Origin of the sequence: Streptomyces sp. NPDC016459 (genome assembly GCF_040632845.1) — a bacterium.
Lineage (GTDB): Bacteria > Actinomycetota > Actinomycetes > Streptomycetales > Streptomycetaceae > Streptomyces.
The window spans coordinates 1-24,742 of sequence record NZ_JBEYCR010000021.1 but is presented as its reverse complement, the minus strand read 5'-3'; the positions used below and the strand labels follow the sequence as shown (position 1 = coordinate 24,742).

Annotated in this window: 24 protein-coding genes; 12 read left to right on the top strand and 12 right to left on the bottom strand. The window is 70.8% G+C overall.

Annotated elements, in window-relative coordinates; translation table 11 throughout:
* Positions 1-3 precede the first annotated feature (3 nt).
* Genes ABZ567_RS29835 through ABZ567_RS29825 form a run of 3 tightly spaced genes read right to left on the bottom strand, consistent with a single transcriptional unit; the run spans position 4 to position 2,368 of the window.
* A complete protein-coding gene (locus ABZ567_RS29835) occupies positions 4-996 on the bottom strand; it encodes an ABC transporter substrate-binding protein (RefSeq protein ID WP_360795744.1) in 993 nt (330 codons plus the stop codon).
* 6 nt (positions 997-1,002) lie between these two features.
* On the bottom strand, positions 1,003-1,680 hold the full coding sequence (locus tag ABZ567_RS29830; protein WP_360795741.1) for an ABC transporter permease: 678 nt from the start codon (positions 1,678-1,680) through the stop codon (positions 1,003-1,005).
* A 1-nt stretch (position 1,681) separates the two neighbouring features.
* Complete coding sequence (locus ABZ567_RS29825) at positions 1,682-2,368, bottom strand: ABC transporter permease (RefSeq protein WP_360795737.1); 687 nt, start codon at positions 2,366-2,368, stop codon at positions 1,682-1,684.
* A gap of 143 nt (positions 2,369-2,511) precedes the next feature.
* Between ABZ567_RS29825 and ABZ567_RS29820 the strand changes: the two genes are divergently transcribed.
* Entirely contained in the window at positions 2,512-3,549 is a 1,038-nt protein-coding gene (locus ABZ567_RS29820; protein ID WP_360795734.1) for an ATP-binding cassette domain-containing protein, read from the top strand.
* 3 nt (positions 3,550-3,552) lie between these two features.
* Here the strand turns inward: ABZ567_RS29820 and ABZ567_RS29815 are convergent, their stop codons facing one another.
* Entirely contained in the window at positions 3,553-4,665 is a 1,113-nt protein-coding gene (locus ABZ567_RS29815; protein ID WP_360795731.1) for an alpha/beta hydrolase-fold protein, read from the bottom strand.
* 165 nt (positions 4,666-4,830) lie between these two features.
* On the opposite strand from ABZ567_RS29815, the gene ABZ567_RS29810 reads away from it, so the two are divergent.
* The 6 genes from ABZ567_RS29810 to ABZ567_RS29785 all read left to right on the top strand — a co-directional run bounded on the left by ABZ567_RS29810 (position 4,831) and on the right by ABZ567_RS29785 (position 9,718).
* A complete protein-coding gene (locus tag ABZ567_RS29810) occupies positions 4,831-6,681 on the top strand; it encodes a phosphatidylglycerol lysyltransferase domain-containing protein (RefSeq protein ID WP_360795728.1) in 1,851 nt (616 codons plus the stop codon).
* 28 nt (positions 6,682-6,709) lie between these two features.
* Complete coding sequence (folP, locus tag ABZ567_RS29805; protein WP_360795726.1) at positions 6,710-7,570, top strand: dihydropteroate synthase; 861 nt, start codon at positions 6,710-6,712, stop codon at positions 7,568-7,570.
* Positions 7,567-8,100: a nuclear transport factor 2 family protein gene (locus ABZ567_RS29800; protein WP_360795723.1), complete on the top strand. Its 534-nt coding sequence runs from the start codon at positions 7,567-7,569 to the stop codon at positions 8,098-8,100. The genes folP and ABZ567_RS29800 overlap by 4 nt, the downstream gene beginning before the upstream one ends.
* Before the next feature lie 122 nt (positions 8,101-8,222).
* The gene (gene folB, locus ABZ567_RS29795; RefSeq protein ID WP_056569486.1) at positions 8,223-8,582 is read left to right on the top strand and encodes a dihydroneopterin aldolase; all 360 of its coding nucleotides are present in this window, start codon (positions 8,223-8,225) and stop codon (positions 8,580-8,582) included.
* Positions 8,579-9,178 carry a 2-amino-4-hydroxy-6-hydroxymethyldihydropteridine diphosphokinase gene (gene folK, locus ABZ567_RS29790; RefSeq protein ID WP_360795719.1) on the top strand — a complete coding sequence of 200 codons (600 nt, stop codon included), beginning with the start codon at positions 8,579-8,581 and terminating at the stop codon, positions 9,176-9,178. Before folB ends, folK begins: the two co-directional genes overlap by 4 nt.
* Positions 9,179-9,238: 60 nt before the next feature.
* Positions 9,239-9,718 (top strand): DUF3180 domain-containing protein, encoded by a 480-nt coding sequence (locus ABZ567_RS29785; RefSeq protein ID WP_360795717.1) that lies wholly within the window; start codon positions 9,239-9,241, stop codon positions 9,716-9,718.
* Positions 9,719-9,721: 3 nt separating this feature from the next.
* On the opposite strand, the gene ABZ567_RS29780 is transcribed toward ABZ567_RS29785, so the two are convergent.
* The 7 genes from ABZ567_RS29780 to dacB form a co-directional block, all read right to left on the bottom strand.
* Entirely contained in the window at positions 9,722-10,723 is a 1,002-nt protein-coding gene (locus tag ABZ567_RS29780) for a hypothetical protein (protein WP_360795714.1), read from the bottom strand.
* A 71-nt stretch (positions 10,724-10,794) separates the two neighbouring features.
* The gene (gene folE / locus ABZ567_RS29775; RefSeq protein ID WP_360795711.1) at positions 10,795-11,400 is read right to left on the bottom strand and encodes a GTP cyclohydrolase I FolE; all 606 of its coding nucleotides are present in this window, start codon (positions 11,398-11,400) and stop codon (positions 10,795-10,797) included.
* Between the two features lie 101 nt (positions 11,401-11,501).
* Positions 11,502-13,520: an ATP-dependent zinc metalloprotease FtsH gene (ftsH, locus tag ABZ567_RS29770; RefSeq protein WP_360795708.1), complete on the bottom strand. Its 2,019-nt coding sequence runs from the start codon at positions 13,518-13,520 to the stop codon at positions 11,502-11,504.
* Positions 13,521-13,691: 171 nt separating this feature from the next.
* Positions 13,692-14,231, bottom strand: coding sequence for a hypoxanthine phosphoribosyltransferase (hpt, locus tag ABZ567_RS29765; RefSeq protein ID WP_030219931.1), 540 nt, complete (start codon positions 14,229-14,231; stop codon positions 13,692-13,694).
* Positions 14,232-14,272: 41 nt separating this feature from the next.
* Positions 14,273-15,292 carry a tRNA lysidine(34) synthetase TilS gene (gene tilS / locus ABZ567_RS29760; protein WP_360795705.1) on the bottom strand — a complete coding sequence of 340 codons (1,020 nt, stop codon included), beginning with the start codon at positions 15,290-15,292 and terminating at the stop codon, positions 14,273-14,275.
* Positions 15,293-15,500: 208 nt separating this feature from the next.
* Complete coding sequence (locus ABZ567_RS29755) at positions 15,501-16,640, bottom strand: zinc-dependent metalloprotease (protein ID WP_360795702.1); 1,140 nt, start codon at positions 16,638-16,640, stop codon at positions 15,501-15,503.
* A 93-nt stretch (positions 16,641-16,733) separates the two neighbouring features.
* Positions 16,734-18,134, bottom strand: a complete 1,401-nt coding sequence (gene dacB / locus ABZ567_RS29750; RefSeq protein WP_360795699.1) for a D-alanyl-D-alanine carboxypeptidase/D-alanyl-D-alanine-endopeptidase — start codon at positions 18,132-18,134, stop codon at positions 16,734-16,736.
* 102 nt (positions 18,135-18,236) lie between these two features.
* Between dacB and ABZ567_RS29745 the strand changes: the two genes are divergently transcribed.
* A complete protein-coding gene (locus ABZ567_RS29745; RefSeq protein ID WP_024758444.1) occupies positions 18,237-18,728 on the top strand; it encodes an inorganic diphosphatase in 492 nt (163 codons plus the stop codon).
* 122 nt (positions 18,729-18,850) lie between these two features.
* Positions 18,851-20,521, top strand: a complete 1,671-nt coding sequence (locus tag ABZ567_RS29740; RefSeq protein ID WP_360795881.1) for a threonine/serine exporter family protein — start codon at positions 18,851-18,853, stop codon at positions 20,519-20,521.
* A gap of 26 nt (positions 20,522-20,547) precedes the next feature.
* Here the strand turns inward: ABZ567_RS29740 and ABZ567_RS29735 are convergent, their stop codons facing one another.
* Positions 20,548-21,255 (bottom strand): VTT domain-containing protein, encoded by a 708-nt coding sequence (locus ABZ567_RS29735; protein ID WP_360795696.1) that lies wholly within the window; start codon positions 21,253-21,255, stop codon positions 20,548-20,550.
* Between the two features lie 151 nt (positions 21,256-21,406).
* On the opposite strand from ABZ567_RS29735, the gene ABZ567_RS29730 reads away from it, so the two are divergent.
* The 3 genes from ABZ567_RS29730 to ABZ567_RS29720 all read left to right on the top strand — a co-directional run bounded on the left by ABZ567_RS29730 (position 21,407) and on the right by ABZ567_RS29720 (position 24,596).
* On the top strand, positions 21,407-21,775 hold the full coding sequence (locus ABZ567_RS29730; protein WP_360795693.1) for a YbjQ family protein: 369 nt from the start codon (positions 21,407-21,409) through the stop codon (positions 21,773-21,775).
* A gap of 61 nt (positions 21,776-21,836) precedes the next feature.
* Positions 21,837-23,126: an ion channel protein gene (locus ABZ567_RS29725; protein WP_360795690.1), complete on the top strand. Its 1,290-nt coding sequence runs from the start codon at positions 21,837-21,839 to the stop codon at positions 23,124-23,126.
* Between the two features lie 51 nt (positions 23,127-23,177).
* Positions 23,178-24,596, top strand: a complete 1,419-nt coding sequence (locus tag ABZ567_RS29720; RefSeq protein ID WP_360795687.1) for a glutamate decarboxylase — start codon at positions 23,178-23,180, stop codon at positions 24,594-24,596.
* Positions 24,597-24,742 lie beyond the last annotated feature (146 nt).

Genomic DNA, 24,742 nt, shown 5'->3' with positions numbered 1-24,742 from the left:
CGCCTACTTCTTGAGCAGCCCCTTCGCCGTCAGATACTCCTTGGCGACGTCCTCCGGCTTCGCCCGCTCGGCATCCACCTTGCGGTTGAGTTCGGCGAGATCCGCTGTGGTCAGGACCTTGGTGATCTTGTCCAGGGCGGCGGCTATCTCGGCGGAACCGGCGTCCTTGGCGTTCACCACGGGCAGCACGTTGTCGGCGTTCTGCAGCTTCTTGTCGTCGGCGAGGAAGACAAGGCCGTAGCTGTCGACGGTGGCGTCCGTGGTGGTCGTCAGGACCAGCTGGTCCACCCCGTCCTTGACCGCCTGCTTCGCCTGCGGGGTGCCCACGCCCTTGGGGTCGATGCCGGTCACGTCGATCCCGTACGTCTTCTTCAGACCGGGCGCGCAGAACGGCCGTACCGCGCATTCGTCACCGGCGGCGATCTTCACCTTCAGCTTCGCCTCGCCGAGATCCGAAAGCGTCTTCAGCTTGTTCTTCGCGGCGAATTCCTTCGTCACCGCGAAGGCGTTCTGATCGACCGCCTCGCCGGCCGCGAGCACCTTCAGGCCGCGCGGTTCGGCGAGCTTCCGCAGCGCCTCCACCGTGGCCGTCACGTCACCGGAGGCGACCGGCTTCTCCTCGGGCGCCTTCGGCCCGTTCACCTTCGCGTTGAGGAATTCCGCGATCGTCGCCGCGTATTCCGGCACGACGTCGATCTCGCCCTTCTCCAGGGACGGCTCGTACAGCTCCCGATTCTTCACGGTGGTGATGGACACGGAGTACCCGGCGTCCCGCAGCGACTGCGCGTACAGCTCGGCCAGGACCTTGGCCTCGGTGAACGCGGCCGCGCCGACCACCAGCGCGCCCTTCTCCCCGGTACCGGGGAGCCCGGCGCTCCCGGTGCCCTTGTCCTGCTCCAGACTTTCACCGCCGCACGCGGCGAGCGCGACGGCCAGCGCCGCCGTACCCAGTACCGCGCCCGCGGTACGCGAGACCCTGTTCACGAGATCACCCATCTCCAGTCAGCTTTCGATCGGTCTTTCACGTCGTCGTCCGAGCAGCCGGTCCGCGCCCACGAGCACGCCCTCCACCAGGAGGGCGAGCAGCGCGACGAGCACGGCGCCCGCCACGACCTGCGCGGTGTCGTACGTGGCGAAGCCGGCCGTGATGATCCGGCCGAGGCCGCCCTGGCCGACCATCGCCGCGATCGTCGCCGTGGCGACCACCTGCACCGCGGCCGAGCGCACCCCCGTCATCACCACCGGGCCGGCGAGCGGGAGTTCCACCCGCAGGAAGAGCTGGCCACCCGTCATCCCCATGCCCCGCGCGGCCCGCACGGCGGCCCGGTCCACCTCCCGCACCCCCACGTACGCGTTGGTGAGGAGCGGCGGTATCGCGAACAGCACGAGGGCCACGACGGTCGGCACGTACCCGGCATTCCGCAGGGGGGACACCATGAACAGGGCGAGCACCGCGAAGACGGGGATCGCCCGCCCCACGTTCGACACGTTCACCGCGAGCGCCCCGCCCCGGCCGAGGTGACCGAGCCACAGCCCCAGCGGCAGCGCGAGCGCCGCCGCGATCAGCAGCGCGGCCCCGCTCACGTACACGTGCTCGGTGAGCCGCCGCCCTATGCCCTCCTCGCCCGACCAGTGCGCGCCGGTGGTGAGCCAGCCCCAGGCCTCCGTCACGATGCCCATCTCACCCACCCCCCGGCGCGGTCCGTATCCGGGCCCACGGCGTGAGCAGCCGCTGGAGGCCCAGGAGCAACAGGTCGGCGGTGACGGCGAGCAGCACGCACAGCACCGACGCGGCGAGCATCTGCGCCTTGAAGAAAGTGGGCAGCGCGTCCTCGATGAGATTGCCGAGGCCGCCGCGGCCGACGACCGAACCGACCGTCGTCAGCGCGATCGTCGACACCGTCGCCATCCGTATCCCCGCCATCAGGACCGGGAGCGCGAGCGGCAGTTCGACCTGACAGAGCAGCCTCAGCGAGCCGTACCCCATGCCCCGGGCGGCCTCCCGGGTCTCGGCGGGCACCGCCGCGAGACCCGCGAGGGTGTTCCGCACGAGGATCGTCAGCGCGTACAGCACGAGACCGGTCACCACGAGCGCCGCCGACAGGCCGAAGAAGGGCAGCAGGAGCGAGAACATGGCGAGCGACGGCACCGTGTAGAGCAGGGTGGTCAGGCCGAGGACCGGCCCCGCGAACCGGGGCCGGGCCCGGACGAGCAGCGCGAGCGGCACCGCCACGACCAGCGCGATCAGCACCGACACCACCGTGATTCCCACGTGCTGGAGCGTGGCGTCCGTCAACTCCTCGGCGCGCGTGCGCAGGTACTCCCCGCAGATCCAGTCGTTCGTGACCAGACAGTTCGGCGCGCTCATCCGTCCCTCCCCCCGGGTCGTCGACTTCCCGAACGAATGTATGACGACCCTAACCCCCGCCGCTGACAATCCCGGAGACCCGCCACCCCCCGGCAACACGCTCTTCACACACCCTCGGCGTCCAGGGGCCAGAATGGGGAACCATGATCCGGTTCGAGCACGTGACCAAGCGGTACGCGGACGGCACCACCGCCGTGGACGACCTGTCCTTCGAGGTCGCCGAGGGCGAACTCGTCACCCTGGTCGGGCCGTCCGGCTGCGGCAAGACGACCACGATGATGATGGTGAACCGGCTCGTCGAGCCGACCTCCGGCCGCGTCCTCGTCGACGGCCGGGACGTCGCCGACGTCGATCCCGTCGCCCTGCGCCGCAAGATCGGCTACGTCATCCAGCAGGTCGGGCTCTTCCCCCACCGCACGGTCCTCGACAACACCGCGACCGTCCCCGCCCTCCTCGGCTGGAAGAAGACCGCCGCACGCGCGCGTGCCGCCGAACTCCTCGACCTCGTCGGCCTCGACCCGGCCGTATACGGCTCCCGCTACCCCGCCCAGCTCTCCGGCGGCCAGCGCCAGCGCGTGGGCGTCGCCCGCGCCCTCGCCGCCGATCCGCCCGTCCTCCTCATGGACGAACCCTTCGGGGCCGTCGACCCCGTCGTCCGCGAGCGCCTCCAGAACGAGTTCCTCGCCCTCCAGGCCACCGTCCGCAAAACGGTCCTCCTCGTCACCCACGACATCGAGGAGGCCGTCCGCATGGGCGACCGGATGGCCGTCTACGGGCAGGGCCGCATCGAGCAGTTCGACACACCCGCCACCGTCCTCGGCGCCCCCGCCACCCCGTACGTCGCGGACTTCGTCGGCAGCGACCGCGGCCTGAAGCGGCTCGCCGTCACCCCCGTCACCGAGGCCGACCTCGACCCCGTGACCCGCGTGTCCGAAGGCGACCCCGGCCCCGTGACCACGGAGAACCCCGGCGGCCCGGACGGCGCCGCACCGGAGAGTCCCGGCGGCCCGGACGGCGCCCCCGCCCCCGTACCCCTCGGGACCTCCCTCAAGGACGCCCTCGCCGTGCTCCTCCAGCACGACACCGGCCGGCTCACGGTCGTCGGAGCCGACGGGCGGCCGCTCGGCGTCCTCACCCCCGCCGGCGTCCACCGGGCGCTGCGCAGGGCGACCGTCGAGTAGGCGTCAGGTCGCGCTGAGCCTGCCGCCCATCCAGACCAGCGCCGGCGGTATCTCCCGGTTCCACGTGTTGAAGTTGTGGCCGCCGCTCTCCAGCGTGATCGAGGAGACGTGCGCCGGGCTCCTCACCTTCCTGACGAAGTCCAGCGTGCCCGAGCGGTTGCCCTCCCCCCGCTTCGACGTCGTCACCAGGAACGACGACCTCCCCTGCGGCAGGTGGTCCAGGCTCCACAGCAGGTCCGCCCGCTTGCGCAGCCCCTCGTCCCCGTGGAAGAGGTCGCCCGTCGTCACGTCCTCCGCCGCCCGGTAGTACGCGGAGAACCCGGCCCCCGCCGCATACCGCTCCGGATGGTGCAGGGCGATCTTCAGCGCGCAGTAACCGCCCGTGGAGATGCCCATGAAGCCCCAGTTCCGGGGCTTCGTGCCCACCCGGTACGTCTCCGAGACCGCCTTCGGCAGGTCCTCGGCGAAGAAGGTCTCCGTCTGCGGGCCCCCGGGCACGTCGACGCACTCCGTGTCCCGGGGCGGCGCCACCGTCGGACGGAGCATCACCAGGATCATCGGCTGCATCCGGCCCTCCTTCGCCTGGAGGTACGCCGTCCTCGGGTACTTCAGCCCCTTGATCAGGTTCTCCGCCGTCCCCGGATACCCCGTGAGGACCACCGACGCGGGGAACGTGCGCTTCGCGTACCGCTCCTGGAAGTACTCCGGCGGCAGGTACACATAGGCCGGCGAGACGATCCCCGACCGCTCCCCCGCCACGACGACCTTCTGTATCTGGCCGCCGACCTCGGGAAGCCTGCCGCCCGGCACGTCCACGGCCCGCGTCCCCACCACCCGCAGGTCCTTCGAACCGGCCCCGTGGTCGACGACCACACCCATCTGCTGCTCCTGACCGAACAGATCGGCCCACGAACCGTAGAAGAGGAACGACCGGTTCGCCGCCAGACCCACCGCCGCGAACAGCGCCACCTGGGTCGCGAGCAGCAGCCCCACCCGCCCCACGTATGCCCGCCAGCCCCGACGGGCGAGCCGCGGCCACAGCCAGACCGTGGCGAAGAACAGCGCCACGGTCAGTGCGACCGCCACCACGAGGACCTTGTCACTGGTGAGACCCATGGAGCGACCGAGCCTTCTTTCCGAGAATTTCCTGCGAACGAATGAACCCGACTCCGCACGCCACCGTCCTAGAAGGCGCACCAGCCGGAACGGCCCGCCGAACGCGCCGCAGGGCCCGACCGGAGTCAAAGACCCCTCGCTGGACCACGGGAAGTACGGGAAGCCATGTCTGTCACGCTAGATGGGGACAAATCAGGAATGGTTCCGGTTCGAGTACGCCGGATTCTCCGCGGCCCCCGCCCCGAGAAGGTCCCCGCACTCGTCGGCACGGCCTGCACCCTCGTCGGCCTCATCGACATCGCCGCCGGCGTCTTCCCCCGCTTCCGCGCCAGCCGCATGCACGCCCTGGCCGAAGTCCTCCCCGGCACCCTCGGCCCCCTCTCCGCCGCCCTCTCCCTCAGCGCAGGCGTCCTCCTCCTGCTCCTCGCCCACGGCCTCAAGCGCCACAAGCGCCGCGCCTGGCGCGCCGCCGTCGTCCTCCTCCCCCTCGGCGCCGCCGCCCAGTTCGTCTGGCGCCACTCCGTCCTCGGCGCCCTCCTCTCCCTCGTACTCCTCGCCCTCCTCCTGCGCCACCGGGACGAGTTCGCCGCCCTCCCCGACCCCCGCAGCCGCTGGCGCGCACTCGCCAACTTCGTCGTCATGGGCGGCGGATCCCTCGCCCTCGGCCTCGTCATCGTCAGCGCCCACCCCCGCCGCGTCCTCGGCAGCCCCAGCCTCGCCGACCGCCTCGAACACGTCCTGTACGGACTCTTCGGCGTCGAAGGACCCGTCGCCTACAGCAACGGCGTTGACTGGACCGTCGGCTACTCCCTCGGCGCCCTCGGCATGCTCACCGCCCTCACCACCATCTACCTCGCCTTCCGCCCCGAGCACCCCGCCGCCCGCCTCACCGACGAGGACGAACTCCGGCTCCGCACCCTCCTCGCCCAGCACGGCGGCCGCGACTCCCTCGGCCACTTCGCCCTCCGCCGCGACAAGGGCGTCGTCTTCTCCCCCAGCGGCAAAGCCGCCGTCTGCTACCGCGTCGTCTCCGGCGTCATGCTCGCCAGCGGCGACCCCATCGGCGACGTCGAAGCCTGGCCCGGCGCCATCGAACGCTTCATGGACGAAGCCAAAGCCCACTCCTGGACCCCCGCCGTCATGGGCTGCTCCGAGACCGGCGGCCAGGTCTGGACCCGCGAAACCGGCCTCGACGCCCTCGAACTCGGCGACGAGGCGGTCGTCGACGTCCCGGACTTCTCCCTCTCCGGACGAGCCATGCGCAACGTCCGCCAGATGGTCAAACGCATCGAACGCAACGGCTACACCACCCAGGTCCGCCGCGTCCGAGACCTCGACACCGCCGAACTCGAACGCGTCCGCCGCGCCGCCGCCGACTGGCGCGGCACCGACACCGAACGCGGCTTCTCCATGGCCCTCGGCCGCATCGGCGCCCCCGGCGACGGCGACGCCGTCATAGCGACCGCCCACAAGACCGATCCCGACGCCCCCACCGCCCCCCACTCCCCCTACGGCGACCTCAAGGCGATCATCCACTTCGTCCCCTGGGGCACCGACGGCATGTCCCTCGAACTCATGCGCCGCGACCGCTCCGCCGACCCCGGCATGAACGAGCTCCTCATCGTCGCCGCCCTCCAGGCATCCCCCGGCCTCGGCATCGCCCGCGTCTCCCTCAACTTCGCCATGTTCCGCTCCGCCCTCGCCCGCGGCGAGAAGATCGGCGCCGGCCCCGTCCTGCGCGTCTGGCGCGGCCTCCTCGTCTTCCTCTCCCGCTGGTTCCAGATCGAGTCGCTCTACAAGTTCAACGCCAAGTTCCGGCCACGCTGGGAACCCCGCTTCGTCGTCTACCGCACCAGCCGCGACCTCCCCCGCATCGGCTTCGCCGCCATGCAGGCCGAAGGCTTCGTGAACCTCTCCCTGCCCCGGCCCCTCACCCGCAGACGCCCCGCCCCCACCCCCCGACCCTGCGCCCACATCGTCCCCACACCCGCCGAACGCGAGATCCGCGCGGCCTGATCTCGCCCCCTGGCCCTACGCTGGACCCATGAGGACGACGATCGACCGGGGCACCGCCCGGGGCCTGCCGGAGTGGGACCGCTGCGCGGTCATGGGCGTGGTCAACGTGACGCCCGACTCCTTCTCCGACGGCGGCCGCTGGTTCGACACCACGGCCGCCGTCAAACACGGCCTCGACCTCGTCTCCGAGGGCGCCGACCTCATCGACGTCGGAGGCGAGTCCACCCGGCCCGGCGCCAGCCGCGTCGACGAGGACGAAGAGCTCCGCCGCGTCGTCCCCGTCGTCCGCGGCCTCGCCGCCGAAGGCGTCACCGTCTCCGTCGACACCATGCGCGCCGGCGTCGCCGCACGCGCCGTCGAAGCCGGCGCCGTCCTCGTCAACGACGTCAGCGGCGGCCTCGCCGACCCCGCGATGGTCCCCGCCGTCGCCGCGGCCGAAGTCCCCTTCGTCGTCATGCACTGGCGCGGATTCAGCCAGAACATGAACAGCCTCGCCGTGTACGACGACGTCGTCACCGAAGTCGTCACCGAACTCCGCACCCGCCTGGAGGCCGTCGTCGACGGCGGGATCGACCCCGAACGCATCGTCGTCGACCCCGGCCTCGGCTTCGCCAAACTCGCCCCCCACGACCTCGCCCTCGTCGCCCACCTCCCCGAGCTCCGCGCCCTCGGCCGCCCCCTCCTGGTCGCCGCCTCCCGCAAGCGCTTCCTCGGCCACGTCCTCGCCCGCGAGGGCGCCGCCCCGCCCCCCGCCCGCGAACGCGACGCCGCCACCGCCGCCGTCTCCGCCCTCGCCGCCCACGCGGGCGCATGGGCCGTCCGCGTCCACGAGGTCAGGGCCACCGCCGACGCCGTACGCGTCGCCCGAGCCGTCGAGGGAGCCGCATGAGCCCGGACGGCTGGAACGACGGGGACGACGAACTCGACGACCGCCCCCACCACGCCCGCAGCGCCGACGAAGCAGCCGTGGAGGCAGCCAACACCGCCTTCTACGAGGCGATGGAGACCGGCGACTTCGAAGGCGTCGCCGACCGCTGGCTCGACGACGGCGCCACCCCCATCACCTGCGTCCACCCCGGCTGGCCCGTCCTCACCGGCCGCGGCGAGGTACTCCGCTCGTACGCCCTGATCATGGCGAACACCGAGTACATCCAGTTCTTCCTCACCGACCTCAAGATCTCCCTCGCCGGCGGCACCGCCGTCGTCACCTGCACCGAGAACATCCTCAGCGGCGGGCCCGCCGAGGACGGCGCCGCCCTCGGCCCCCTCGTCGGCCAGCTCGTCGTCGCCACCAACGTGTTCCGCCACACACCCGACGGCTGGAAGATGTGGTCCCACCACGCCTCCCCCGTCCTCGCGGAGACCGAGGAAACCGAGGACGACGAGCCCGGAACGGACAGCACCGAACCCCCCGCCTGACCCACCCCCCGCCCCCCACGGGCAAGCGCTGTCGGTCCCCGCAGGTAGATTCGACACTGGACACCCGGCCGTCCGCACCCGGCTGCGTGGCCACCCGAACTACGACAGCAGGAGTGATTCGCGTGGATCGTGTCGCGCTGCGCGGCCTCAAGGCCCGGGGCCACCACGGCGTCTTCCCCAAGGAGCGCGAGGAGGGCCAGACCTTCATCGTGGACCTGGTCCTCGGCCTGGACACCCGCCCGGCGGCCGCCGACGACGACCTGACGAAGACCGTGCACTACGGAATCGTCGCCGAAGAGGTCGTCGACGTCGTCCAGGGCGAGCCCGTCGACCTCATCGAAACCCTCGCCGAGCGCATCGCACAGCAATGCCTCAGCCACGCCGGGGTACAGGAGGTGGAAGTCGTCGTACACAAACCGGACGCGCCCATCACCGTGCCCTTCGACGACGTGACCATCACGATCACCCGGAGCCGACGATGAAGACGACCCAGAGCGACCCCACCGTCCAGCCCGTACCGGCCGCCGTCGTCGAGACCGTCGACGCGGCCGACGTGACCCTCTCCAACCCCCGCTGGGCCGTCGTCGCCCTCGGCGCCAACCTCGGCAACCGCCTGGAGACCCTCCAGGGCGCCGTCGACGCCCTCGCCGACACCCCCGGCCTCCGGGTCAAGGCGGTCTCCCCCGTCTACGAGACGGAGCCCTGGGGCGTCGAACCCGACACCCAGCCCTCCTACCTCAACGCGGTCGCCCTCCTCAAGACGACCCTGCCGCCCTCCTCCCTCCTGGAGCGGGCCCACGCCGTCGAGGAGGCCTTCCACCGCGTCCGCGAGGAGCGCTGGGGCGCCCGCACCATCGACGTCGACATCGTCACGTACGCCGACGTGGTCTCCGAGGACCCCGTCCTCACCCTCCCCCACCCCCGCGCCCACCAGCGCGCCTTCGTGCTCGCCCCCTGGCACGACGTCGACCCCGAGGCCCAGCTCTCCGGCCACGGCACCGTCGCCGCGCTCCTCGCCGCCGTCGGCGACGAAGGCGTCACCCGCCGCGCCGACCTGGAACTCCGTCTCCCCGAGTAGTCGTTACGCTTCGTGGCAGACGCCCACGACCACGACCGACGACCCCGTGAAGGACACCCGGTGAAACAACTGCGGCTCAAGGTGCTCGCCGGACTCTTCGTCGTCGCCGGCGTCCTCTCCTGGGGCGGCGCCCGCCTCTGGGACTCGGTCGGCACCCTCCCCAGCGTGCCGATCGCCGCGCCCATCGTGCTCACCGCGATCGCGGCCGTGCTCACCGCGACCGCCCTGTCGATCCGCGCCCGCCTCAAGGCACAGCGGGACCGCCGCCCCGGCGCCAAGGGCGTCGAACCCCTGATGGCGGCCCGCGCGGTCGTCTTCGGCCAGGCGAGCGCCCTGGTCGCCGCCCTCGTCGCCGGCATGTACGGCGGCACGAGCGTCTACCTCCTGGGCTTCCTCGACGTCCCGGCCCGCCGCGACCAGGCCCTCTACGCGGCCTTCTCGGTCCTGGCGGGCCTGGCCGTCATCGCCGCGGCCCTCTTCCTGGAACGCGTCTGCCGACTCCCGGAGGACGACGACGACAACCGCGCCCCGGCCGCCTGACGCCTACCAGACCTCGCGCACGAGATGCCCGTTCACCAGGAAGCTGGGGTACGGGGCCAGCCGGTAGCTGTAGAAGGTGAAGGGCTTGGCACCGAGGGCGGGACGGGGGCGGACCTCTTGGACCTGGATCCAGGAGGATTCCTGCAACTGCAAGGGGTGCCGCTCCGGCCGGAAGGTGTCCCTGCTGCGCCAGCGATCGGCGATGTAGAGGCGCGATACCCGGCTCTTTGGGCCTTCCGGTGTAAAGCGTGCTCCGATGATCGATGCCCATTCGCGCAGGAACGGGACGTTGGCGCTCCCCACCACCCGGCCCTTGTAGTTCCCCCACGTCACCCGGCAGCCATCCCCGTCCACGTAACCGTCCATGAAGCCCGTGAACGTCTCCATGTCCCGCAGGACCACACGCGGGAAACGCTGACGCGTGTGATGGGGATCGCCGCCTACGTACTGCCGCAGCAGATCGGACAGATACGACGAGACCACGCGGACTCGAAAACCCGCAACGTCTCGTTTGAGGTATCCGGACGGTCGGCTGACCGCTTCCAGTCGCGCCGAAAGCCCGGTGCAGGCCGTCATGGCGGCTGCATACCGTGAAGCGAAGCTCTCGTCGTTGACGATCAAGGACACGTAGTTCTTGTAGACGGTCCCGTCAGCGCACGTGGCGCCGACGAAGTAGCCGAACTCGTAGCCGGGCCTGATCGTCAGCCGCTCCCGGCACAGCTTCCGCGCAGGGGTCCAGGCCACCGTCATTCCCACGGCGTCAGCCGCGTGCACCCACCCGCCTGGAGTGGACAGCAGCAGGTCCGGGCTGACGGTGAAGGTCGTGCGGTCGGTGACCACATCGACGGCGGCTCGCGCTTTCAGCGCCGTCACTCCCACGACCGTGGTCTGTACCGTCCGGTCTCCGTCCAGCGTCCACATCGCGCTGCCCGGAGTCACGTCCCTTGCCGAAACGCAGCCGTCCACCAGGTTCACCAGCATCTTGCTGGTCGGCCCGTACCCCATACCGATCCCCCTTGATCAGCGATCAACTCCACTGATCGGGGACGGTATGGAGCAAGGCGGGCAGCCCGCTACTAACGGGCCAATATCAGGGACATAGCCTCAGCACGTGTAGTAGCGTCACGAAGTTGACCACGTACCGCCGAGGTGGTCGTCTTCGCGCCCGGCTTGCGGACGCCGCGCAGAGCCATGCACATGTGCTCGGCCTCGATGACGACGATCGCACCACGGGCATCGAGGATGCGCATCAACGAGTCGGCAATCTGCGTCGTGAGGCGTTCCTGCACCTGAGGGCGCCGGGCAAAGACGTCGACGAGGCGGGCCAGCTTGGACAGCCCGGTGATCTTGCCCGATTCAGCCGGAATGTAACCAATGTGAGCTACGCCATGGAATGGCAGCAAATGATGTTCACAGGTCGCCATCAGCTCGATGTCCTTCACCAGGACCATCTCGTCGTGTCCCAGATCGAACGTCGTCGTCAGAACATCCTCGGGCGTCTGCCACAGCCCCGCGAAAAGCTCCTTGTACGCCCGCGCGACCCGCGCCGGGGTCTCCTTGAGCCCCTCGCGGTCCGGGTCCTCGCCGACCGCGATGAGGAGCTCTCGTACGGCGTTCTCGGCTCGCTTCTCGTCGAAGTCGCCGATCGTGCCCTCGCCGTCCAGTGTCACCGGGTCGGTCATCCTGTGCCTCGTTCCGTCTGACTGTGTGCGCGCGAAACAGCCGCGCCCCCACAGGCTAGAACCTGTGGGGGCGCGGCTTCCATTCCGGGGTGACCGGCCCATCAGTCCTCGGGGGTGTCCACCGGGGCGATCTCGATGCCCTTCGTGGTGTCGACCGCGGGGGTCGCCGTGCCGGTGGCGCTGTTCGTCAGGGCGAGCTCCTTGGGGGAGAGCACCGGCGGGCGCGTCGAGGGCGTGCGGCGGCTGGAGCCGGTCCAGGCCGGGCGGGCCGGGCGCTTGACGATGGTGGAGAAGATCTCGGCGATCTCCTCCTTGCCCAGCGTCTCCTTCTCGAGGAGGGCGAGGACCAGGTTGTCGAGGACGTCGCGGTTCTCGACGAGGATCTCCCAGGCCTCGTTGTGCGCGGTCTCGATGAGCTTCTTGACTTCCTCGTCGACCAGCGCGGCGACCTCTTCCGAGTAGTCGCGCTGGTGCGCCATCTCACGGCCGAGGAACGGCTCGGTGTTGTCGCCGCCGAACTTGATGGCGCCGAGACGCTCGGTCATGCCGTACTGCGTGACCATCGCGCGGGCCGTGGCGGTGGCCTTCTCGATGTCGTTCGCCGCGCCCGTGGTCGGGTCGTGGAAGACGAGCTCCTCGGCCGCGCGGCCGCCCAGCATGTAGGCCAGCTGGTCGAGCATCTCGTTGCGCGTGGTGGAGTACTTGTCCTCGTCCGGCAGGACCATCGTGTAGCCCAGGGCTCGGCCTCGGGACAGGATGGTGATCTTGTGGACGGGGTCGGAGTTCGGTGAGGCCGCCGCGACCAGGGCGTGTCCGCCCTCGTGGTACGCGGTGATCTTCTTCTCCTTGTCCGACATGATCCGGGTCCGCTTCTGCGGGCCCGCGACCACGCGGTCGATCGCCTCGTCCAGCGCGTGGTTGTCGATCAACTTGAGGTCGTTGCGCGCGGTGAGGAGCGCCGCCTCGTTGAGGACGTTGGAGAGGTCCGCTCCGGTGAAGCCGGGGGTGCGTCGGGCGACGGCGCCGAGGTCGACGTCCGGGGCGACCGGCTTGCCCTTCTGGTGGACCTTGAGGATCTCGAGGCGGCCCAGCATGTCCGGGCGGTCGACGGCGATCTGCCGGTCGAAGCGGCCGGGGCGGAGCAGCGCCGGGTCGAGGATGTCGGGGCGGTTGGTCGCCGCGATGAGGATGACCCCGCCCTTGACGTCGAAGCCGTCCATCTCGACGAGGAGCTGGTTGAGGGTCTGCTCGCGCTCGTCGTGGCCGCCGCCGAGGCCGGCGCCGCGGTGGCGTCCGACGGCGTCGATCTCGTCGACGAAGACGATGGCGGGCGCGTTGGCCTTGGCCTGCTCGAAGAGGTCGCGGACCCGGGAGGCGCCGACACCGACGAACATCTCGACGAAGTCGGAGCCGGAGATCGAGTAGAACGGCACGCCGGCTTCGCCGGCGACGGCGCGCGCGAGGAGCGTCTTGCCGGTGCCGGGCGGGCCGTAGAGCAGGACGCCCTTGGGGATCTTGGCGCCGACGGCCTGGAACTTCGCGGGCTCCTGGAGGAATTCCTTGATCTCGTGGAGTTCCTCGACGGCCTCGTCCGAGCCGGCGACGTCGGCGAAGGTGGTCTTCGGCGTGTCCTTGGTGATGAGTTTCGCCTTGGACTTGCCGAACTGCATGACGCGGGAGCCGCCGCCCTGCATCTGGTTCATCAGGAAGAGGAAGACGACCACGATGAGGACGAAGGGGAGGAGGGAGAGCAGGATCGAGACGAAGGGCGACTGCTTCGTCGGGGAGACGGTGTAGCCCTTCTCGATCTGCCCGGCCTCGAACTTCTCCTGCAGCTTGTCGGCGAGGTCGACGCCCTGGCTGCCGATGTAGCTCGCCTGGACCTTGCTGCTCTTGTCGATCTTCTGGCCGTCGATGAGCTCGATCTTGACGATCTGCTCATCACCGGTGGTGATCTTTGCCTGCTTGACCTGGTTCTTGTCGATCGCCTGGACGACCTTGCCGGTGTCCACCGTCTTGTAGCCCTCGGACGAGCCGACGACCTGCATCAGCACGACCACGGCGAGGACGGCCAGCACGATCCACATGACCGGCCCACGGAAGTATCGCTTCACGTCCATCCATACGGAGCGAGAACGCTCCGTCCCTCCTGCCCGTAGGAAAATGCTGCTGTGAATGCTGCTGTGTGAAAAAGCTGTTCTTCGGACGGTACCTCAGCATCGTCGCCCGCGACCGCCTTCCCGTGGTTCAACGGAGGGAAGGCGGTCGGGGTTCCCCGTACGGCCGGTGGTTCAGCCGCCGTAGACGTGCGGGGCGAGCGTGCCGACGAACGGAAGGTTCCGGTACTTCTCGGCGTAGTCGAGGCCGTAGCCGACGACGAACTCGTTGGGGATGTCGAAGCCGATCCACTTGACGTCGATCGCGACCTTCGCGGCCTCGGGCTTGCGCAGGAGCGTGCAGACCTCGAGGGAGGCGGGCTCGCGCGAGCCGAGGTTCGAGAGGAGCCAGGAGAGGGTCAGGCCGGAGTCGATGATGTCCTCGACGATCAGGACGTGCTTGCCCTTGATGTCGGTGTCGAGGTCCTTGAGGATCCTGACGACGCCCGAGGACTGGGTGCCGGCGCCGTAGGAGGAGACGGCCATCCAGTCCATGGTGACGGGGGTGGAAAGGGCGCGAGCCAGATCCGCCATCACCATCACGGCGCCCTTGAGGACGCCGACGATGAGCAGGTCCTTGCCCGCGTATTCCGCGTCGATCTTCGCGGCCAGCTCTGCCAGCTTGGCGTCGATCTCTTCCTTGGTGATGAGCACCGACTGGAGGTCGGTGCCCATGTCCTTCTCGTTCACCCGGGTCACTTTCGTTGCAGCGTGCGTCAGCCTTGCCGGATGACCAGTCTGCCACCCTGGCGGCGGGCTTCGACGCGGCCGGGCAGGTTGATGGCTCCCTGGCCGCGCCAGCCGGTGATGAGCCGGTCGACTTCTTCGATGTGCCGGGCGAAGAGGGAGCCGGCGGGTGCGCCCTCGGCGATGACGGCGCGGCGCAGGACGCGGCGGCGTACGGCGGGGGGCAGTCCGTGGAGCTTGGCGCATTCGAGGGCGCCCGCCTCGTCGCGTACGGAGGTCTCGGCGTCGGCGGCCCAGGTGTCGAGGGCGTCGGCGTCGTCGCGGGAGAGCTGGGCCGTTCGGGCGAGGGCTTCGACGACGCCTTTGCCGAGGGCCTTCTCGAGGGCGGGGAGGCCTTCGTGGCGGAGTCGGGAGCGGGTGTAGGCGGGGTCGCTGTTGTGGGGGTCGTCCCAGACGGCGAGTTCTTGTGCGACGCAGGCCTTGCGGACGGTCTGGCGGTCGATCTTGAGGAAGGGGCGCCGGTAGCGGCCGGCGGTGCCGGAGATGGCGGCCATGCCGGAGAGCGAGCGGATGCCGGAGCCGCGGGCGAGTCCGAGGAGGACGGTCTCGGCCTGGTCGTCGCGGGTGTGGCCGAGGAGGATCGCGGTGGCTCCGTGGCGCTCGGCGGCGGCGTCGAGGGCCGCGTACCGGGCGTCGCGGGCGGCGGCTTCGGGTCCGCCTTCGCGGCCGACGGTGACGGTGACGGCCTCGACGGGGGTGAGGCCGAGGGCGGTCATGCGGCCGACGACCTCGTCGGCGCGGGTGTCGGAGCCGTGCTGGAGTCCGTGGTCGACGGTGATGCCGCCGGCGCGCACGGGCAGTTTGCGGGCCTCGAAGGCGAGGGCGGAGGCGAGCGCCATGGAGTCGGCGCCTCCGGAGCAGGCGACGAGCACGAGGGGTGCCTGTGCGTCGCGTGCGGGGGCGGGGTCGGTCTGGTGCTCGGTGAGGACGTCGTGGAGTACGCGGCGGACCGCCAGGCGTATCGCCGCGACCGCAGGATGGGGACCCATGTCCGGTGCCCTTCGTGATGGGGGTGGGGTGCCTCGGTCGGAGTCTTAACGGTCGGAAAGGGGGGTTCGGTCACTCAGAGTGCGTCGATGGTGACAGAAACCCGGCCGTTACCCGAGCATTGCACGCCTCACCCTGTCCTCAGGGTCCCTCGGATGGGTGATTGGTGCGGCGTTCCGACGTGTTCCTGTGTCGTCTGCCGCACCTGTCTCAGGAGTCTGCCCTACGGTGCACCCTCGCGATCCAGTCGGCGGGGGCGGCGATCTCGGCCTTGGTGGGGAGCGTGTTGGGGGAGGTCCACACGCGGTTGAATCCGTCCATGCCGACCTCGTCGACGACGGCCCGTACGAAGCGTTCGCCGTCGCGGTACTGGCGGAGCTTCGCGTCGAGGCCGAGGAGTTTGCGCAGGGCGAGGTCGAGGCGGGAGGCGCCGCGGGCGCGCCGGGCCTGGAACTTCTCGCGGATCTCGGCGACGGAGGGGACGACCTGGGGGCCGACGCCGTCCATGACGTAGTCGGCGTGGCCTTCGAGGAGGGACATGACGGCGGTGAGGCGGCCGAGGATCTCGCGCTGTTCGGGGGTCTGGACGAGTTCGACGAGGGAGGGGGAGGGTTCGCCCTCCTCTCCTTCGGGGCGGCCGCCGACGAGGGTCTGGACGGCTTCGCGCAGGCGTTCGACGACGGTGCCGGGGTCGACGTCGGTGGCGGCGAGGAACGACTGGATTTCGCTCTGCAGGTGGGCGCGGAGCCAGGGGACGGCGGTGAACTGGGTGCGGTGGGTCTCCTCGTGGAGGCAGACCCAGAGCCGGAAGTCGTGCGGGTCGACCTCGAGTTCGCGTTCGACGTGGACGATGTTGGGGGCGACGAGGAGGAGGCGTCCGCCGCCGTCGGCCCCGGTGGGGAACTCGCGGGTGGCGGGGGCGAAGGTCTCGTACTGGCCGAGGATGCGGGAGGCGAGGAACGACAGGAGCATGCCGAGCTCGACGCCGGTGATCTTGCCGCCGACGGCGCCGAGGACGGCGTTGCCGGGGGTGGCGGAGCGGCGTTCCTGCATCTTGCCGAGGAGGGGGGTGAGGAGTTCGCGGAAGCCGGCGACGTTGGCCCTGATCCAGCCGGCCCGGTCGACGACGAGGACGGGGGTGTCCTGGGGTTCGTACCCCTCGGGGATCATCCGGGTGTAGGCCCGGACGTGTTCCTCGGAGGCCTTGGCGTGCCTGCGGAGTTCGGCGACGACCTCGCGGGCCTCGTCGCGGCTGACTTCGGGTCCTGGCCGCACGAGGCGGGTCGCGGTCGCGACCGCGAGGTTCCAGTCGACCATCCCGGATGTGCCTGCTCCACCGATGCTCGTCATGCGTCAACCGTACGGTCTCGGCGCCTGTTCGGTGAGGGTTCGGGGCGGGTCGGACTCGGCGGGGGTGCGGGGCGGGGGCGGTTCGGCGGGTGGTCAGCGCGGTCCGGCGAGGGCGGCGGAGAGCCGGTCGAGGGCGGGTTGTGCCTCGTAGGGGGAGAGGGTGCGGCCCGCGAGGAACGCGAAGGCGAGGAGGCGTCCGTCGGTGGTGACGACGGTCCCGGCGAGGGTGTTGACGCCGGTGAGGGTGCCGGTCTTGGCGCGGACGTGTCCGGCGCCGGCGGTGGCGGTGTCGAAGCGGTCGGCGAGGGTGCCGGTGAAGGCGCCGACGGGGAGTCCGGTGAGGACGGGGCGCAGGGCGGGGCGCGCGGGGTCGGCCGCTCGGGTGAGGAGTCCGGTGAGGAGGGCGGCGGAGACGCGGTCGCGGCGGTCGAGTCCGCTGCCGTCGGCGAAGCGGGCTCCGGCGACGGGGAGGCCGAGCCGGCTGAGTTCGTCGTGTACGGCGCGGGCGGCGCCGTCGAAGCTCGCGGGGTGTTTCCGGGCGAGGGCGGTCTGCCGGGCGAGGGCTTCGGCGAGGTCGTTGTCGCTGTGGGTGAGGGTGCGTTCGACGAGGTCGGCGAGGGGTGCGGAGTACGTACGGGCGAGGGGGGCGGTCCGGGGGGTACGGCCGGGGGCCGGGTCGGCGGTGGTCGTGATCCCGGCCCGGGTGAGGAGGTCCGCGAAGGCTCGGGCGGTGTCGCCGGCCGGGTCGGCGGTGCGGGGGGCGGGGCCGCTGTCGCCGTCGGTCAGGCGTCCGGCGCGGGTCATGAGGGCGACGACGGGGGCGAGGTTCTCGTTGGGGCCGATGGGGTGGAGCGTGGGGCCCGGGTAGAGGGTCGTGTCGTAGGTGAGGCGTACGGAGGTGTGGCCGCGGGCGGTGAGGGCGCGGGCGGTGTCGGTGGCGAGGGCCTTCAGGCGGGCCGGGTCGAGGGTGGGGTCGCCGCCGCCGGTGAGGGTGACGGTGGTGCCGTCGGGGGTGGCGGTGACGGTGGTGGGGATGCGGTGGTCGGGGCCGAGGGCGGAGAGCGCGGCCGCGGCGGTGGCGATCTTGACCGTGGAGGCGGGGGTCATGGGGGTGCCGGCGCCCTCGCCGTACAGCTGTCTGCCGGTGGCGGTGTCGACGACGGAGGCGGTGCGCAGGGGGCCGAGGCCGGGGTCGGCGAGGAGCGGTACGAGGACGGCGGCGAGGTCCTGTGCGGGGCGCCCGGCGGGGGCGGGGGCGTGCAGGGCGGTGAGGACGCCGGGGGCGCTGGGGGCGGGTGCGGGGCGCCGGGGGGCGGCCGGCGCGGGGGGCGGGGCGTGATGTGCGCCACCCGTCGCCGGGGCGGCGGCGCGGGCCCGCTCGGCCGTACGCTGGCCCGAGTCCCACGGGCCGGCCGCGGTCACCGCCACGGCGGCCAGGGCCAGTCCGAGGGCGGCGGAGCCCGCCGTGAGCTGCCACGTCCTCGGCTCGGGCATTGCTGACCAGCCCCTTTCGCGATCACACACATGCGTGAGGGACACTTAATCACCGCGCGTCGTCGCGAGCATTCACTTGTGTTGATTCAGGAGGAGCCACCCGTGGAGTTCGACGTTCTCATCGAGATCCCGAAGGGATCGCGGAACAAGTACGAGGTCGACCACGAGACGGGTCGCATCCGTCTGGACCGTCGTCTCTTCACGTCGACGGCCTACCCGACCGACTACGGCTACGTCGAGAACACCCTCGGCGAGGACGGTGACCCGCTGGACGCGCTCGTCATCCTCGACGAGCCGACGTTCCCGGGCTGCCTGATCAAGTGCCGCGCCATCGGCATGTTCCGTATGACGGACGAGGCGGGCGGCGACGACAAGCTGCTGTGCGTCCCGGCGACGGACCCGCGCATGGAGCACCTGCGGGACATCCACCACGTGGCGGAGTTCGACCGCCTGGAGATCCAGCACTTCTTCGAGGTCTACAAGGACCTGGAGCCGGGCAAGTCGGTCGAGGGCGCCGACTGGGTCGGCCGCGCCGAGGCCGAGGAAGAGATCGAGAAGTCGTACGCGCGCGCCAAGGAGCAGGGCGGCCACTGAGGCGCCGGTTCTGTTCTGACCGTGTGAAGGCGGTGCACCTCTTGGGGTGCACCGCCTTCGCGCGTCTGTCGCACACTCATACTGGAATGCACGGTTCCAGGAGAGAGAGCGAGGCGGGCAGAGTGGTGGCGGAGCCGAACGGCTCGACAGGTGGTCCGGACGACGCTCCGGAGGACCGGAAGCCGCAGTCGGACGAGGCGCGGAGCGCGTTCGTACCGCCTGCGGGCGTGGAGCAGCCGTCGCCGCCGGAGGAGGAGCATCCGACCTCCGAGTTCGCTCTTCCCGCGGGGTTCACCGCGGAGCCGCCGGCCGAGCAGGAGGGGTCGGCGTTCGCGACGCCGGCGACGTATTCGGCGAAGAGCTCTCCGCCCGCGTTCACCCCGGCGTACGGGGTGCCCCTGGTGCGGTTGTCGCAGGACGCGCCGTGGCAGGACCGGATGCGGACGATGCTTCGGCTGCCGGTGGGTGAGCGGCCGGTGCCGGAATCGGCGCGCAAGGAGGACGAGGCGGGTCCTTCGGTGCCGCGTGTCCTCGACCTGACCCTGCGTATCGGTGAGCTGCTGCTCGCGGGCGGGGAGGGCGCGGAGGACGTCGAGGCGGCGATGTTCGCGATCTGCCGCTCGTACGGTCTGGACCGGGTCGAGCCGACGGTGACGTTCACTCTGCTGTCCGTCACGTACCAGCCGTCCCTCGTGGACGATCCGATCACGGCGAACCGGACGGTACGGCGCCGGGGGACGGACTACACGCGGCTGGCGGCGGTGTACACGCTGCTGGCCGATCTCAACGCGCGGGCGCACGAGGTGACGCCCGAGGAGGCGTACCGGCGGCTCGCGGAGATCCGGCGCAACCGGCATCCGTACCCGGGGTGGGTCCTGACGTCGGCGGCGGGTGTCCTCGCCGGTGCGGCCTCGGTGCTGCTGGGCGGTGGCCTGACGGTGTTCCTCGTGGCCGCGCTCGGCGCGGTGCTGGGGGACCGGCTGGCGTGGCTGTGCGCGGGGCGGGGGCTGCCGGAGTTCTACCAGTTCCTGGTGGCGGCGATGCCGCCGGCGGCGATGGGTGTGCTGCTGACGATGCTGCACGCGGATCTGCGGCCCTCGGCGGTGATCACGGGTGGACTGTTCGCGCTGATTCCGGGGCGGGCGCTCGTGGCGGCCGTGCAGGACGGTCTGACCGGTTTCTACATCACGGCCTCGGCGCGGCTCCTGGAGGTCGCGTACTTCTTCGTCGCGATCGTGGTGGGCGTGCTGTCGGTGCTCTACATCGCCGTGCAGTTCGACGCGCAGCTCAATCCCGAGGGGGCGCTGCGGGCGGTGGAGCGGCCGGTGACGCAGATCCTGGCGTCGATGGTGCTGTGCGCGACCTTCGCGATCCTGTTGCAGCAGTCGCGGGCGACGGTGTTGTTCGCGACGCTGAACGGCGGGGTGGCGTGGGTGATCTACGCGTCGATCGCGGTGACCGCGGAGGGTTCGGCGGTGATGGCGACGGCGGTGGCGGCGGGTCTGGTGGGGCTCTTCGGGCAGTTGATCGCCCGCTACGAGCACACCTCGTCGCTGCCGTACGTGACGGCGGCGATCGGGCCGCTGCTGCCCGGTTCCGCCACGTACTTCGGGGTGCTCGCGATCGCGCAGAACAATCTGGACCAGGGCTTCGCCTCCTTGGCGAAGGCGTCGGCCCTGGCCCTGGCGATCGCCATCGGCGTGAACCTGGGTGGGGAGCTGGCACGCCTCTTCATGCAGGCCCCGGGCGCGGCGGCGGCGCGGCGCGCCGCGAAGCGCACCCGGGGGTTCTGACGTTCCTGCTGGTCGTGCGCGCTGTCCTAGCGCTTGGCGTGGCGGCCGCCGCGGGGGGACTGTGGGTTCGGGGCGCCGGGGGCGTCGTGGTGACCGCCCTGGGCCTGCTCCTTCTTGGACTGGGAGCGGGCCCGGAGGAACTCGATCACGATCGGGACGACGGACAGCAGGACGATCCCGATGAGGATCATCTCGATGTGCTTGTGCACGAAGTCGATCTTGCCGAGGGAGGCGCCGAGCAGGGTCACGCCCGCGCCCCACAGCACACCGCCGATGATGTTGAACGTGATGAACGAGCGGTAGTTCATCCGGCTGACGCCCGCGATGATCGGCGTGAACGTCCGCACGATGGGGACGAAACGGGCCAGGATCAGCGACTTCGGGCCGTGCTTCTCGAAGAACTCGTGGGCCTTCTCGACGTTCTCCTGCTTGAAGAGCCTGGAGTCGGGGCGCTTGAAGAGGGCGGGGCCCACCTTCCGGCCGAAGAGGTAGCCCACCTGGTCGCCGATGATCGCGGCGGCCACCACGAGGGTGCACACCACCCACAGCGGTGTGTCGAGCTTTCCGGTGGTGACGAGCAGGCCGGTGGTGAAGAGAAGGGAGTCGCCGGGCAGGAAGAACCCGATGAGGAGTCCGGACTCGGCGAAGACGATGACCAGGACACCGATCAGACCAAAGGTCTGGATCAGATAATCCGGGTCCAGCCAGCTCGGTCCGAGGGCAAGCGTGTTCACGGGTTCCGGGCTCCTGCGGTCGGTGGGGGCATGGGGGACGGCTGGCCCCAAGCTATCAACGCGAGGCGGACGCGACCGGTTCCACCCGGGGCCCACGGGATGCGGACAGGGGGCCCGGCCCTGAGGCTGGGGGGTCAGGAGGTGTGTGCCGATGGGCATCGAGGAGTACGGAGGCGGTCAGGGACCGCACCCCGACGTGCTGGTCGTGACGACGAACGACGTGCCGGGGTTCGAGGTGCGGCAGGTGATCGGTGAGGTCTTCGGGCTCACCGTCCGGTCCCGTCATCTGGGCAGCCAGATCGGCGCGGGCCTGAAGTCGATGATCGGCGGGGAGCTGAGGGGTCTGACGAAGACCCTGGTGCAGACCCGCAACCAGGCGATGGAACGCCTGGTGGAGCAGGCCAAGGCGCGCGGGGCGAACGCCGTGCTGATGTTCCGCTTCGACGTGACGGAGGCGGCGGACGTGGGCACGGAGGTCTGCGCCTACGGCACGGCGGTGGTGATCGCACCGCGGACGTGAGGCGGAGCCGTCCGGACCATTTGGGAATGTTCTGGGGCATTTGCTCACTTATGGTGGGGCGGTGGCTACCGATCGTGCTCAGCCCGCGCCGTCCGCCCCCGGCGACGAGACCCCGCTGCGGGTCCTGTTGCCGCAGGTACTGCCCGCGGTCCTGGTCGGAGTGGGAGCGAGCCTGCTGTTCCTCGGGATCAGCGCCCTCGCGGAGCAGCTCCAGGGTGTCTTCTGGGACGACCTGCCGGACGCCCTCGGCATCGGCGGCCACTCCTCCCTCTGGATCATCTTCATGCTCACGGCGACCGGGGTCGCCGTGGGCCTCGTCGTCTGGAAGATGCCGGGCCACGCCGGTCCCGACCCCGCCTCCACGGGCCTCGGCGGGGCGCCGCTCGCCCCCGGCGTCGTCCCTGGGCTGCTGCTGGCGAGCGCGCTCGCCCTCACCGGCGGGGTCAGCCTCGGCCCCGAGAACCCGATCATCGCCGCCAACATCGCCCTCGCCTACTGGCTCGGCCGCAAGGCCCAGCCGGCGCTGCCAGGCGCCGCCTGGGTCTCCCTCGCCTCGGCCGCCACGATCGGCGCCCTCTTCGGCACCCCGGTGGCCGCCGCCCTCGTCATCTCCGAGGCCCTGGCCGGGCAGCCGGGCCGCGGCTCCCTCTGGGACCGGCTCTTCGCCCCGCTCGTCGCCGCCGGTACGGGGGCGATGACCACCCAGCTCCTCGCCGAACCCACCTTCGCCCTGGGCCTCCCGCCACTGACCGACCCCGGCTGGGGCGACCTCCTCGCCGCGCTGGTGATCGCCTCCGCAGCGGCGGTCTTCGGCCTCGGTGCCTGCTACCTGTTCCCCCATGTCCACGCCGTCTTCCAGCGGTTGCGACACCCCATGCTGATGCTGCCCCTCGGCGGCCTCGTCCTGGGCCTCCTGGGCGCCCTCGGCGGGCCCCTGACGCTCTTCAAGGGCCTGGAGGAGGTCAAGGAGCTCACCTCCTCCATCGGCGGCTGGTCCTCGGGCGAACTGGCCAGGCTCGCCGTGGTCAAACTCCTCGCCCTTCTCGTCGCCGCTTCCTGCGGCTTCAGGGGCGGCCGGATCTTCCCCGCCGTCTTCATCGGCGCCGCCTTCGGGCTGCTCACCCAGGCCCTCGTCCCCGAGGTCCATCCCGCCGTCGCCGTCTCCTCCGCCGTCCTCGGCGTCCTGCTCGCCACCACCCGGCAGGGCTGGATCAGCCTCTTCACCGGCGCCGTCCTCGCCGGCTCCACCGCGATGCTCGCCCTGCTCTGTCTCGCCTCCCTCCCCGCCTGGCTGATCGTCACCGGCCGCCCCCAGCTCGAACTCGACGAACACGGCCACGCCCTGCGCTGACCCCCCTCCCCCCGGACAGACCTGCCCCCCACCGGACAGAAGGAGTCCCCCATGCCGCTCCACCAGGGCCCCCACGCCTCCGCTCCCGAACCCGAACGCCGACTCGCGCTCAACCCCTTCTTCGGAGAAGCCGACCCGGTCGGAGGCATGACCGAGGCACCACCCCTCCACCGGCTGCCCGACGGACCCCTGCCCCCGGCGAGCGCCTACCAACTCGTCCACGACGAGCTGATGCTCGACGGCAACTCACGGCTCAACCTCGCCACCTTCGTCACCACCTGGATGGAGCCCCAGGCCGGCGTGCTGATGGCCGAGTGCCGCGACAAGAACATGATCGACAAGGACGAATATCCGCGCACCGCCGAACTGGAGCGCCGCTGCGTGGCCATGCTCGCCGACCTGTGGAACGCCCCGGACCCGGGCACCGCCGTCGGTTGCTCCACCACCGGCTCCAGCGAGGCCTGCATGCTCGCCGGCATGGCCCTCAAGCGCCGCTGGACCAAGCGGAACGCCGACCGCTATCCGGGCGCGGCCCGCCCCAACCTGGTGATGGGCATCAACGTCCAGGTCTGCTGGGAGAAGTTCTGCACCTTCTGGGAGGTCGAGCCCCGGCTCGTCCCCATGGAGGGCGACCGCTTCCACCTCGACGCCGAATCCGCCGCCGCGCTCTGCGACGAGAACACCATCGGGGTCGTCGCCGTCCTCGGCTCGACCTTCGACGGCTCCTACGAACCGGTCGCCGAGATCTGCGCCGCGCTGGACGCGCTCCAGGAACGCACCGGTCTCGACATCCCCGTCCACGTCGACGGCGCCTCCGGCGCCATGGTCGCCCCCTTCCTCGACGACGACCTGGTGTGGGACTTCCGGCTGCCCCGCGTCTCCTCCATCAACACCTCCGGTCACAAGTACGGCCTGGTCTACCCGGGCGTCGGCTGGGCCCTGTGGCGCTCCCCCGCCGAACTCCCCGAGGAGCTCGTCTTCCGCGTCAACTACCTGGGCGGCGACATGCCCACCTTCGCCCTCAACTTCTCCCGTCCCGGCGCCCAGGTCGTCGCGCAGTACTACACCTTCCTGAGGCTCGGCCGGGCGGGCTACCGGGCGGTGCAGCAGACGTCCCGCCACATCGCCCGCGGCCTCGCCGAACGCATCGAGGCCACGGGCGACTTCCGGCTCCTCACGCGCGGCGACCAGCTGCCCGTCTTCGCCTTCACCACCGCCCCCGACGTCACGTCCTTCGACGTCTTCGACGTGTCCCGGCGGCTGCGGGAACGCGGCTGGCTGGTACCCGCCTACACCTTCCCCGCCCACCGCGAGGACCTGTCCGTCCTCCGCGTGGTCTGCCGCAACGGATTCTCGGCCGACCTGGCGGGTCTCCTCGTCGACGATGTGAACCGGCTGCTGCCCGAACTGCGCCGCCAGTCGCACCCGTTCACCCGGGACAAGGGCGCCGCCACCTCCTTCCACCACTGAGAAGCCCCGGAACCCCTGGAACCAGTGACGCCCCTGACGCCCCTGACGCCCCTAGAGCGTGTCCCTTTGATCAGTTGGTCAGTTGATCGGATGTGGCTGTCCGCTTAGTAATCACCGATGCGATGTGGGACCGGATCGAGCCGCTG

What these genes read in the sequence shown, in the direction of transcription:
- ABZ567_RS29835 (WP_360795744.1), bottom strand. Translation starts at nt 996, where the DNA reads ATGGGTGATCTCGTGAACAGGGTCTCGCGTACCGCGGGCGCGGTACTG.
- ABZ567_RS29830 (WP_360795741.1), bottom strand. Translation starts at nt 1,680, where the DNA reads ATGGGCATCGTGACGGAGGCCTGGGGCTGGCTCACCACCGGCGCGCAC.
- ABZ567_RS29825 (WP_360795737.1), bottom strand. Translation starts at nt 2,368, where the DNA reads ATGAGCGCGCCGAACTGTCTGGTCACGAACGACTGGATCTGCGGGGAG.
- ABZ567_RS29820 (WP_360795734.1), top strand. Translation starts at nt 2,512, where the DNA reads ATGATCCGGTTCGAGCACGTGACCAAGCGGTACGCGGACGGCACCACC.
- ABZ567_RS29815 (WP_360795731.1), bottom strand. Translation starts at nt 4,665, where the DNA reads ATGGGTCTCACCAGTGACAAGGTCCTCGTGGTGGCGGTCGCACTGACC.
- ABZ567_RS29810 (WP_360795728.1), top strand. Translation starts at nt 4,831, where the DNA reads ATGTCTGTCACGCTAGATGGGGACAAATCAGGAATGGTTCCGGTTCGA.
- folP (WP_360795726.1), top strand. Translation starts at nt 6,710, where the DNA reads ATGAGGACGACGATCGACCGGGGCACCGCCCGGGGCCTGCCGGAGTGG.
- ABZ567_RS29800 (WP_360795723.1), top strand. Translation starts at nt 7,567, where the DNA reads ATGAGCCCGGACGGCTGGAACGACGGGGACGACGAACTCGACGACCGC.
- folK (WP_360795719.1), top strand. Translation starts at nt 8,579, where the DNA reads ATGAAGACGACCCAGAGCGACCCCACCGTCCAGCCCGTACCGGCCGCC.
- ABZ567_RS29780 (WP_360795714.1), bottom strand. Translation starts at nt 10,723, where the DNA reads ATGGGGTACGGGCCGACCAGCAAGATGCTGGTGAACCTGGTGGACGGC.
- folE (WP_360795711.1), bottom strand. Translation starts at nt 11,400, where the DNA reads ATGACCGACCCGGTGACACTGGACGGCGAGGGCACGATCGGCGACTTC.
- ftsH (WP_360795708.1), bottom strand. Translation starts at nt 13,520, where the DNA reads ATGGACGTGAAGCGATACTTCCGTGGGCCGGTCATGTGGATCGTGCTG.
- hpt (WP_030219931.1), bottom strand. Translation starts at nt 14,231, where the DNA reads ATGGGCACCGACCTCCAGTCGGTGCTCATCACCAAGGAAGAGATCGAC.
- tilS (WP_360795705.1), bottom strand. Translation starts at nt 15,292, where the DNA reads ATGGGTCCCCATCCTGCGGTCGCGGCGATACGCCTGGCGGTCCGCCGC.
- ABZ567_RS29755 (WP_360795702.1), bottom strand. Translation starts at nt 16,640, where the DNA reads ATGACGAGCATCGGTGGAGCAGGCACATCCGGGATGGTCGACTGGAAC.
- dacB (WP_360795699.1), bottom strand. Translation starts at nt 18,134, where the DNA reads ATGCCCGAGCCGAGGACGTGGCAGCTCACGGCGGGCTCCGCCGCCCTC.
- ABZ567_RS29730 (WP_360795693.1), top strand. Translation starts at nt 21,407, where the DNA reads ATGGGCATCGAGGAGTACGGAGGCGGTCAGGGACCGCACCCCGACGTG.
- ABZ567_RS29720 (WP_360795687.1), top strand. Translation starts at nt 23,178, where the DNA reads ATGCCGCTCCACCAGGGCCCCCACGCCTCCGCTCCCGAACCCGAACGC.